This window comes from Streptomyces sp. LS1784, assembly GCF_020103755.1.
GTDB lineage: Bacteria > Actinomycetota > Actinomycetes > Streptomycetales > Streptomycetaceae > Kitasatospora.
In genome coordinates, this window is the sequence record NZ_JAHSQD010000330.1 from 1 (window position 1) to 9297 (window position 9297).

The 9297-nt window shown below is 74.2% G+C and carries 7 protein-coding genes and 2 pseudogenes; 6 read left to right on the forward strand and 3 right to left on the reverse strand.

Annotated elements, in window-relative coordinates:
- The 5 genes and pseudogenes from KS423_RS29455 to KS423_RS29475 all read left to right on the forward strand — a co-directional run.
- Window positions 1-627 (forward strand): annotated as a pseudogene (locus tag KS423_RS29455) (ABC transporter substrate-binding protein); the annotation flags it as partial.
- Between the two features lie 11 nt (window positions 628-638).
- On the forward strand, window positions 639-1607 hold the full coding sequence (locus tag KS423_RS29460) for an ABC transporter permease (RefSeq protein ID WP_224282819.1): 969 nt from the start codon (window positions 639-641) through the stop codon (window positions 1605-1607).
- A 35-nt stretch (window positions 1608-1642) separates the two neighbouring features.
- Window positions 1643-3466 (forward strand): dipeptide/oligopeptide/nickel ABC transporter permease/ATP-binding protein, encoded by a 1824-nt coding sequence (locus KS423_RS29465; protein ID WP_374120049.1) that lies wholly within the window; start codon window positions 1643-1645, stop codon window positions 3464-3466.
- Complete coding sequence (locus KS423_RS29470; RefSeq protein ID WP_224282821.1) at window positions 3463-4254, forward strand: ABC transporter ATP-binding protein; 792 nt, start codon at window positions 3463-3465, stop codon at window positions 4252-4254. The genes KS423_RS29465 and KS423_RS29470 overlap by 4 nt, the downstream gene beginning before the upstream one ends.
- Window positions 4251-5555 (forward strand): FAD-binding oxidoreductase, encoded by a 1305-nt coding sequence (locus tag KS423_RS29475; protein WP_224282822.1) that lies wholly within the window; start codon window positions 4251-4253, stop codon window positions 5553-5555. Before KS423_RS29470 ends, KS423_RS29475 begins: the two co-directional genes overlap by 4 nt.
- Here KS423_RS29475 and KS423_RS29480 read toward each other — a convergent pair.
- Window positions 5545-6609 carry an alpha/beta fold hydrolase gene (locus KS423_RS29480; RefSeq protein ID WP_224282823.1) on the reverse strand — a complete coding sequence of 355 codons (1065 nt, stop codon included), beginning with the start codon at window positions 6607-6609 and terminating at the stop codon, window positions 5545-5547. The two genes, KS423_RS29475 and KS423_RS29480, sit on opposite strands and share 11 nt — an antisense overlap.
- A gap of 266 nt (window positions 6610-6875) precedes the next feature.
- Between KS423_RS29480 and KS423_RS29485 the strand changes: the two genes are divergently transcribed.
- On the forward strand, window positions 6876-8216 hold the full coding sequence (locus KS423_RS29485) for a glutamine synthetase family protein (RefSeq protein WP_224282824.1): 1341 nt from the start codon (window positions 6876-6878) through the stop codon (window positions 8214-8216).
- Window positions 8217-8360: 144 nt separating this feature from the next.
- On the opposite strand, the gene KS423_RS29490 is transcribed toward KS423_RS29485, so the two are convergent.
- Together KS423_RS29490 and KS423_RS29495 are read right to left on the reverse strand one after the other, a co-directional pair.
- Window positions 8361-8918 carry a GNAT family N-acetyltransferase gene (locus KS423_RS29490; protein WP_224282825.1) on the reverse strand — a complete coding sequence of 186 codons (558 nt, stop codon included), beginning with the start codon at window positions 8916-8918 and terminating at the stop codon, window positions 8361-8363.
- Window positions 8915-9297 (reverse strand): annotated as a pseudogene (locus tag KS423_RS29495) (type III PLP-dependent enzyme); the annotation flags it as partial. The gene KS423_RS29490 and the pseudogene KS423_RS29495, both read right to left, overlap by 4 nt.

Genomic DNA, 9297 nt, shown 5'->3' on the forward strand with positions numbered 1-9297 from the left:
CGGCCCGCCACCGACTTCGGCGCCGAGGGCGCCGTCTGCCACGCCGACCTCGCCGCCGCCAACCTGCCCGCGCAGGACGCCGCCGAGGGGCTGCGCGCCGCCGGCTGGACCCGCTCCACCGACGGCCGGCTGACCAAGGACGGCCGGGCGCTCCGGCTCCGTCTGATCACCAGCCCCGACGTCGGTCCCACCCTGCCCTCCGTCGCCGAGCTCATGGCCCGGGACTGGACGGCGCTCGGCGCGAAGGTCGACCTGGTCACCGAGAGCCTGCCCGCCCTCGTCAACGCCATGTACCGGAGCGGTGACTTCGACGTGGTGGTCGGCACCTCGCCGGGCTTCGCCCTGCCGGTCGGCTTCATCCCGTTCTTCTCCGGCCCCACCCCCGCCCAGGGCCTCAACTTCGCGGGTGTGACCAACCCCGAGTACGACGCGCTGGTCGCCCAGGCCCTCGGGGAGACCGACACCGCGGGCTGCGGCACCTGGAACCGGGCCGCCGCCGCCCTCTTCCGCTCGGCCGACGCGCTACCGATCGCCGACGGCCGGAGCACCGTGTACGGCTACCGCACCACCTTCGCCACCACCTTCGGCGGCCAGCTCATCCCCACCAGCATCCGCCTCCACCAGTGACGGGTCCCACCATGTCCGTACCCCCGCTGCTGCGGCACCCCTGGACGGTGTTCCTCGGCCGCCGCACCGTCCGGCTGATCCTCTCCCTCGGGGTCGTGCTCACCGCGTCGTTCGCGATGATCCGCCTCGTCCCCGGCGACCCGGTCCGCGCCGCCCTCGGCGTCGACGCCGCCCCGTCCCTGGTGGCCGCCCGCAGGCACGACCTCGGGCTCGACACACCCTTCCTGTCCCAGTACCAGCACTACCTCGGCGGCCTCCTGCACGGCGACCTCGGTACCTCGCTGGTCACCGGGGCACCCGTCGCGGAGCTGGTCCGGACCCGGCTGCCGGCCACCCTGGAAATCGCCGGCCTCGCCTTCCTGGTCACCCTCGCCGTCGCCCTGCCCGCCGGCCTGCTGGCCGCCGTCCGCACCCGCGACGGCCGGCATCCGCGCACCGAGCTGGCATTCACCGCGGTCACCGCCGGTCTGGCCGGGGTGCCGGACTTCGTCCTGGCCGCCGGGCTCACCGCGCTGCTGGCCGTCGGCCTCCAGCTGCTCCCGGTGGCCGGCGCGGCAGGCGTCGAATCATTCGTCCTGCCGGTCCTCGCGCTCTCCCTCGCACCCACCGCCGTCCTGGTGCGCATCGTCCGGGTGGAAGTGTTGAAGGTGCTCGACGAGGACTACATGCGCACCGCGCGGAGCAAACGGCTGTCCCCCGCACGCCGCTACCTGCGGCACGCGGTGCCGAACACGGCGACCGCCACACTCACCGTCGCCGGGGTCCTGCTGCCCGCCCTGATCGCCGGCACCGTGCTGGTGGAGAAGGTCTTCGACTGGCCCGGCATCGGTTCGGCCATGGCGCAGTCCGTGGTCGCGCAGGACTACCCGGTGGTCCAGGCGATGGTGCTGGTGCTGGGCACCACCGTGCTGCTCGCCGGCCTCCTGGTCGACGTGGTGCTGGCCGTGCTCGACCCCCGCTCGGCGATCCGGGAGACGTGACCATGCCCCTTCCACTCGGACGCCCGCGCTCGCCCATGGCCTGGGTCACGGCGGCCATGCTGACGTCGCTGGTCGTGCTCGCACTGGTCGGCCCGCTCGTCTGGGGCGCGTCTGCCGACCGCCCGGACCCCTCGGCGGTGCTCCAGGGCCCGTCCGCGGCGCACCCGTTCGGCACCGACAACCTCGGTCGGGACCTGCTCGCCCGGGTCCTGACGGCCACCCGGTCCTCCCTGTTCCTCGCACTCGCGGCGGTCCTGCTCGGCGCGACCGGGGGCGTCCTCCTCGGGGCGTCCACCGCCGTCGTCGGCCTGCGCGCCCGTCGGCTGCTCTCCGGGCTGATCAACCTCCTGCTCGCCTTCCCCGCGCTCCTGGTCGCGATGTTCCTCGCGGTCGTGTTCGGCGCGGGCGCCGGCGGGGCGGTGCTCGCCCTCGCGGTCGCGGGCGTCCCCGGATTCGCCCGACTCGCCCAGACCCTCGCCGCCGGCGTGGCGGGCACCGACCACCTGGCCGCCGGCCGGGTGCTCGGCCTGCGCCGCCACCGGCTGCTGTGGCGGCACGTCCTGCCCAACATCGCCGAGCCCCTGCTGCTGAGCACCACCACCGCGGCAGGCACCGCCCTCGTCGCACTCTCCGGGCTGAGCTTCCTCGGCCTGGGCGTCCAACCGCCCGGGTACGACTGGGGGCAGCTGCTCAACCAGGGACTCACCCGCATCTACGCCGCCCCCCTACCGGCTCTCGCTCCGGGCCTGGCCATCGTCTACGCGGCCCTGACCTTCCAGCTGCTCGGCGAGGTCCTGGCCGGCAGCGTCGCCCGCCGCGGCCCGGCGACGCGCACGCCCGCACCGACGCTCGCCCCGAGTGGCCCCGCCGAGGACGGCCTGGTGCTCCAGGTCGAGGACCTCCACGTCGAACTCCCCACTCCTGACGGCACGATCCGGCCGGTGCGCGGTGTGAGCCTCGCACTGCGGCCGGGCGAGATCGTCGGGCTCGTCGGCGAGTCGGGCTCCGGCAAGTCGCTCACCGCGTTCGCCATCGCCGACCTGCTCCCGCCCGGGGCCCGGGTGTCCCGGCGCACCCTGCGCCTGCTCGGTGTCGACCTCGCCGCCCTGACACCCAAGGAACGGGACCACCACCTCGCGACGGGTCTGGCGGTGATCTTCCAGAACCCGGCCTCGGCGCTCAACCCGTCCCTGAGGGTCGCCACCCAGCTCACCGAGACCGCCCGGGCCCACCGCGGCGCGAGCCGCGCGCAGGCCGCTTCGGAGGCCTCCGACGCCCTGCGCCGGGTCGCACTGCCTCCGGCACTGCTGCGCTCACGCCCTCACCAGCTCTCCGGGGGCCAGCGCCAGCGCGTGATGATCGCCTCCGGGCTGATGGTGCGGCCGGGCCTGATCATCGCCGACGAGCCGACCACCGCGCTCGACGTCACCGTGCAGCGGCAGATCATCCGGCTGATGTCCGACATCCGGCGGGACACCTCCGCCGCGATCCTGTTCATCAGCCACGACGTCGCGCTCGTGGGCGAGTTCTGCGAACGGGTCCTGGTGATGTACGCGGGCACCATCGTCGAGGCCCTGCCCGCCGACCGTCTCACGGCCGGCACCCGGCACCCCTACACCCGCGCACTGGTCGAATCGGTACCGGACCTCACCGCGGACCGCGACCGGCCGCTGCCGACCGTGCCGGGAACGCCGCCCGACCTGCTCTCTCCCGCCCCGGGCTGTCCGTTCGCGCCCCGCTGCCCGCGCCGCCAGGACCGCTGCGCCGAGGAGGCCCCGCCGCTGGAGGACCTCGACGCGGTCCACCGGGTGGCCTGCTGGAATCCGGTACCGGTGGCGGCGGAGGTGGTCGCGCTGTGACCACCCTTCAGGTCTCCGACCTCACTGTCCGCCACCACGGCCCGCACGGCCTTGTCGCCGCCGTCGACGGGGTGTCCCTGGAGGTCCCGTCCGGCACCACGCTCGGGCTCGTGGGCGAGTCCGGCTCCGGCAAGTCGAGCCTGGCCCGCGCGGTCGTCGGCCTCACTCCCGTGCACGGTGGCCGGGTCCTGCTCGACGGCCGGGAGGTCCGCGCCCGCACCGTCCGCGACCGGCGTCGGCTCGGCCGCCTGGTCCAGGTCGTCCTCCAGGACCCGGACACCGCGCTCGACCCGCGGATGACGGTCCGTCAGGCGCTCGTCGAAGCGGCCACCGTCTTCCGCCGACTCGACCGGCCCAGCCGTGCCGAGCGCGTCACCGAGCTGCTCGGCCTTGTCGGCCTGGACCCCCGGCTCGCCGACCGCCTGCCGCGTCAACTGTCCGGCGGGCAGCGCCAGCGAGTCGCCATCGCCCGCTCCCTGGCCGTCGAACCCGGCCTGCTGATCGCCGACGAGATCACCTCGGCGCTCGACGTCTCGGTGCAGGCCGCCGTACTCAACACGATCCGCGAACTCCAGCGACGGCTCGGGCTGTCCATGCTCTTCATCGGCCACAACCTGCCGGCGGTCTGCCACGTCTCCGACACGGTGGCGGTCATGCGGCACGGCCGGATCGTCGAGACCGCCCCCACCGAGGCCATCCTGCGCACCCCGCAGCACCCGTACACCCGGACACTGCTCGCCTCCGTGCCGTCCCTGCGCACACCCCCACCCGAGGAGAGGCCGTCATGACCGTCATGCACCCGGACGCGGTGGTCGTCGGAGCCGGGGTGATCGGCGCGGCCGTCGCCCTCGAACTCGCGCGCACCGGGCGGCAGGTGGTCGTCGTGGACAAGGCGGGTGCCGTCGGCCACGGCTCCACCAGCGCCTCCAGCGCGATCATCCGGTTCAACTTCTCCACCTTCGACGGCGTCGCCACGGCCTGGGAGGCTCAGCACCTCTGGACGTCCTGGCCCGACCACCTGCGGCTCGCCGGCCGCCGCCCGCTCGCCGTCTTCCACCGCACCGGCGCCGTGCTGCTCGACTCCCCCGCGGTCGTACCGTCCGAGGTCACCGCCCTGTTCGACCGCGCCGGCGTCCCGTACGAGCGCTGGGACACCCCGACGCTGCGCGGGAGCCTTCCCGGGATCGATCCCGGGCGGTACTGGCCTCCGAAGCCGGTGGACGACGACGCCTTCTTCGCCGGCCCGGCCGGTGAGCTCGGCGCCCTGTTCACCCCGGACGCCGGGTACGTCGACGACCCGCAGCTCGCCGCCCAGAACCTCGCGGACGCGGCGAGCGAGCTGGGCTCCCGCTTCCTCCTCCATCACACCGTGGTGGCCGTCGACCGGCACGCGGACCGGGTGACGGGCATCGGCCTGGCCGACGGGACGCGGATCACCGCCGCGGTCGTGGTCAACGCCGCCGGACCGTGGTCGGGGGGCCTCAACCGGCTGGCGGGGGTCGGGGGCGACTTCACGATCGGCGTGCGCCCGCTACGCGAGGAGGTCCACCAGGTCGTCGCGCCGGACGGCCACGCCGCCGGCCCCGGCCCCGTGGTCGCCGACCTCGACCTCGGCACCTACCTCAGACCCGCCCCCGGCAGGCACCTCCTGGTCGGCGGGACGGAGCCGGACTGCGACCCGCACGAGTGGATCGACGATCCGGACAATGCCGACCCCCGCCCCACCGCACACCGCTTCCGCACCCAGGTGACCCGGGCAGCCCGCCGCTTCCCGGCGATCGGCGTCCCCAGCCGGCCGCTCGGAGTCGCGGGGGTGTACGACGTCGCCGACGACTGGACCCCGATCTACGACCGAACCGCCCTCGACGGCTACTACGTCGCCATGGGCACCAGCGGCAACCAGTTCAAGAACGCTCCGCTGGTGGGCCGCTTCCTCGCGGCCCTGATCGAATCGGTCGAATCCGGCCACGACCACGACGGTGACCCGGTCCGCTACCGCTGCGAACACACCGGCAACGTCGTGGACCTGGGCGCCTTCTCCCGTCGACGCCCGGTCCGGGCAGGCTCGGCGCGGACGGTCATGGGGTGATCACACGCAGCTCCCGCACCAGGTCCCCGACCACGCCGACCACGAACTCGGGCGCCTCGTGCGGGAAGTCGTGGCCGGTGCCGTCCGGAGTGTGCACCAGTCGGGACGCCGTCGACGCCGCCAGGTACCGCACCCTGCTGCGGAGGTAGAAGCGACTGATCCGCTCGGCCTCGGCGGCGTTTCCGGCGGCGGCCAGCACCGCCTCGCCGCCGGTGAGGTCCCGGGGTATCACCAGCACCAGCGGCAGGTCGCCGAGATCCCCGTCGTACACCACGGTCTCCCAGCCCACCCTCGCCAACCCGGACGGCGACAGCTCGGCGAAGATCGACGCGGCGGCGCAGCCCTGCCCGACCCGGCCGCCTGGGCCGCGGTGCGCGCCGAACAGGTGCCGCACCGCCGTCAGCAGGAAGCCGCGGCGCATCGCCGCGAACTGCCGGTTGGGCGGCGCGAAGGCGATGACCTCCAGGGGCGTCGGATCCAGCAGCACGAGCCCCGCCACCAGATCCGGCCGGCGCCTGGCCACGTTCGCGACCAGCAACCCGCCGAAGGAATGACCGACGAACACGAAAGGGGCCCGCTCCCCCGCCCCCTCCAGCGCTGCCGGCAGCTCCTCCGCCTCGGCCGCCGTCGTCCGGGGGAAGGGCCCGACGTCGCTCCAGCCCGTCCCCAGGCGGTCGACCAGCACTGACCGGCCCCGGGCCGACAGCATCGTGTGCAGCTCCCGGAACTCCTCACCAGGGGCGTGCCCGCCGGGCATCCAGACCACCGTCGGCCCGCCCCCGGCCTCCCCCTCGGCGAGGACGTGCATCCGGTGACCACCCACATCGACCAGGCGCCCCGGCGGCGGATTCTCCCGCCCCTCGCGGGCCACCAGCACCAGATGACGAACGGCTCCCGCCGCCAGCAGCACACCGACAGCCATCGCCAGGCCACCGAGCGCCACCGCCCAGGCCGCCCCCACTCCGACAAGGCCGCCGCCCACCCCCGCCACCACCAGCGCGACCGGCACCCCCAGCCAGTCCCGGCTCAGCAGCGCGAGCAGGGAGTTCGCCATCCGTCCGTCCCGTCGCATCGGTCCTCCGCAACGGCGCTCGAAAACCGATTCCTCCCATTCTTCTTCCCCCATCCGTCCGCCCCGACGCCACGTTCTCCTCCCCGCCATCGCCCGAGAACGCACCGCGCGAGATCAGAGGCCGGGCGTCACCCGAAGCTCCCCGCGCGCCTGTCCTGTGTCACGTCGCAGATCCGGCCGTTCACGGACGAGTGAACTCCCGGCTGATCTCTCACGCACCGGCTGCTGCCGGCGCCAGCATGGGCGGCATGACCACCACGTACCCCCGAGCCGAGCGGGCCGCCCAGGCCCGGGCGGCCGAAGCCCAGCTCGCCGCCGACGGAATCGACGGGGTGGTGTTCGGCTGGGTCGACAACGCCGGACTCACCCGGGTGAAGTCCGTCCCGCTCACCCGGCTCGAACACGCCGCCGAGTACGGTGTCGGCGCCGTTCCCTGCTTCGACGTCGCCCTGGTGGACGACTCCTTCGCCACTTCGCCATCGAGTACCGGCCCGGTGGGCGACCTGCGGCTCGTCCCCGACCTCGACCGGCTCACCCCGCTCGCCGCCCAACCCGGCTGGGCCTGGGCGCCGGCGGACCGCTACACCCAGGACGGCACCCCGCATCCCGGCTGCCAGCGCCAGTTCGCCCGCCGGGCCACCGAGGCCGTGGAGCGGCGCGGGTTCTCGGTGCAGGCCGGGATCGAGATCGAGTGGGTGGTGGCCGACGCCACCGGGGCCCCCGCCACGACCGGGCCCGCGTACGGGATGACCCGCTTCATCGAGCGTTCCGACTACCTGCGGGAGGTGCTGCGCACCCTCACCGCCCAGGGGGTGGCCGTACTCCAGGTCCACCCCGAGTACGGCGCCGGGCAGTTCGAGGTCTCGGTCGCCGCCGAGGGGCCGGTCGAGGCGGCCGACACCACGATGCTGGTGCGCCACACCATCCGGGCCGTCTCCGCCCGGCACGGCCTGCGGGTCTCGTACGCGCCCCTCTTCACCGAGGGCGCCATCGGCAACGGCGGCCACCTGCACCTCAGCCTCTGGCGCCAGGGCCGGAACCTCGGGCACGGCGGCCCCGGCCGCCACGGGCTGCATCCCGAGGCCGAGCAGTTCCTCGCGGGCGTCCTGGCCGAGCTTCCCGCTCTGCTCGCCCTCGGCGCGCCCAGCGTCGCCTCCTACCTGCGGCTGGTCCCCTCCCACTTCGCCGGGGCCTACCGCTGCTGGGGCCTGGAGAACCGTGAGGCGGCACTGCGCCTGATCGCCGGCTCCGCCGCCGGGCAGGCCAACGCCGAGGTCAAGTGCTTCGACGCAGCCGCCAACCCGTACCTGGCGGTCGGCGGCGTGCTGGCCGCCGGGCTCGCCGGCCTGGACGCCGGCCTGCCCCTCCCGCCCGAGACCACGAGCGACCCCGCCGCCCTCGGCGACGCCGAGCGCCTCCCGGCGAGCCTGCCGGAGGCGATCGACGCGTACGAGAAGTCTGCACTGCTCCGGCAGGCGCTCGGCCCAGAGCTGTACGAGACCGTGCTGGCCGTCCGGCGGGCGGAGGCGGAGCTGTTCGCGATGCACACGGATGCGGACGTCATCGAGGCCGTCCGCTGGCGCTACTGACGAGCATCGGTTCCGCGCCGTCGGCTCCCCGGCGATGAGCAGGTCGAGAACCTGCTCATCGCCGGGGAGCGTGAGGCGCCAGGAGCGGGCCGCAGGTGGCCGGTTGGGAGCGGCGGAACTCGTCGGGTACGGGGGACGTCTGCATCAGCCCACTTCGGCTCTGGGTGAGGACCCGAGAGTCGGATCGGTGACAGCGGGTTCCAGCGGCTTCGCCATGTAGACCGCCTCGGCGCCGTAGCTCGCGGGCAGCCCGATCTCGGGCCGGGCATGGTAGCCCAGGGGGGCCCACACGGCCTGTGCACCGAGGACGGCGACCAGCGAGACCGTCCGGTAGCCGGCCGCCGGCGCGGTGCCGTGCAGGTGACGCATCATCCGCGGGGCGAGGCCCCGGCCGCGCAACTTCTCGGTGATCACCACGTCGTGGGTGTGCAGGTTGCTCCCCCGGTGGCTCTCCCCTACCGCGCCGTCCTCGGCCAGGCTCAGATCCGGGCAGCGGAAGAGCGGGTACGGCAGGGCGAGCAGGTATCCACCCAGGCTGCCCGCGTACTCCAGCACGAAGCAGGTCGAAGGCGAGGCGCGGTGTCGGGAACGCAGGGCCTCGCGGCCCTCGGACAGGCCGCTCGCGGCGTAGGCGCGTTCCTCCAGCGCGACCACCTCGTCCCAGTCCTCCTCCCGGAGCAGTCGGATGCGGTACTCGCTCATGCGTTTCCTCCGTTGCGGTGCCCACCGATGCAGGTGTGCGGCAGCGGCGCGAAGCCGTTGAACCCACGGGTGGCGTAGGCGGTGGCGTACGCGCCGCAGGAGTGGATCCACACCGGGTCGCCGGAACCGATCGCGTGCGGGACGCGGACCAGGCCGTCGTCCTGCGCGTACGCGTCGTCGCTGTCGCAGGTCGGGCCGGCCACCACGGCGTTGACGAACTGGCCGCCCGGGTGGGTGGGGAACTCCAGCCGGTACTGCAACTGGTCCATCTCGTACAGGCCGTTGAACTTGCCGCAGCTGAGGTAGAGCCAGTCCTCCCGGGTGCCGTCGAGGCGACGGCGGGAGGTGAGCCGGGCGGCGTGCGCACGGATCGCACCGT

What these genes read in the sequence shown, in the direction of transcription:
- KS423_RS29460 (WP_224282819.1), top strand. Translation starts at nt 639, where the DNA reads ATGTCCGTACCCCCGCTGCTGCGGCACCCCTGGACGGTGTTCCTCGGC.
- KS423_RS29490 (WP_224282825.1), bottom strand. Translation starts at nt 8,918, where the DNA reads ATGAGCGAGTACCGCATCCGACTGCTCCGGGAGGAGGACTGGGACGAG.
- KS423_RS29465 (WP_374120049.1), top strand. Translation starts at nt 1,643, where the DNA reads ATGGCCTGGGTCACGGCGGCCATGCTGACGTCGCTGGTCGTGCTCGCA.
- KS423_RS29475 (WP_224282822.1), top strand. Translation starts at nt 4,251, where the DNA reads ATGACCGTCATGCACCCGGACGCGGTGGTCGTCGGAGCCGGGGTGATC.
- KS423_RS29485 (WP_224282824.1), top strand. Translation starts at nt 6,876, where the DNA reads ATGACCACCACGTACCCCCGAGCCGAGCGGGCCGCCCAGGCCCGGGCG.
- KS423_RS29480 (WP_224282823.1), bottom strand. Translation starts at nt 6,609, where the DNA reads ATGGCGAACTCCCTGCTCGCGCTGCTGAGCCGGGACTGGCTGGGGGTG.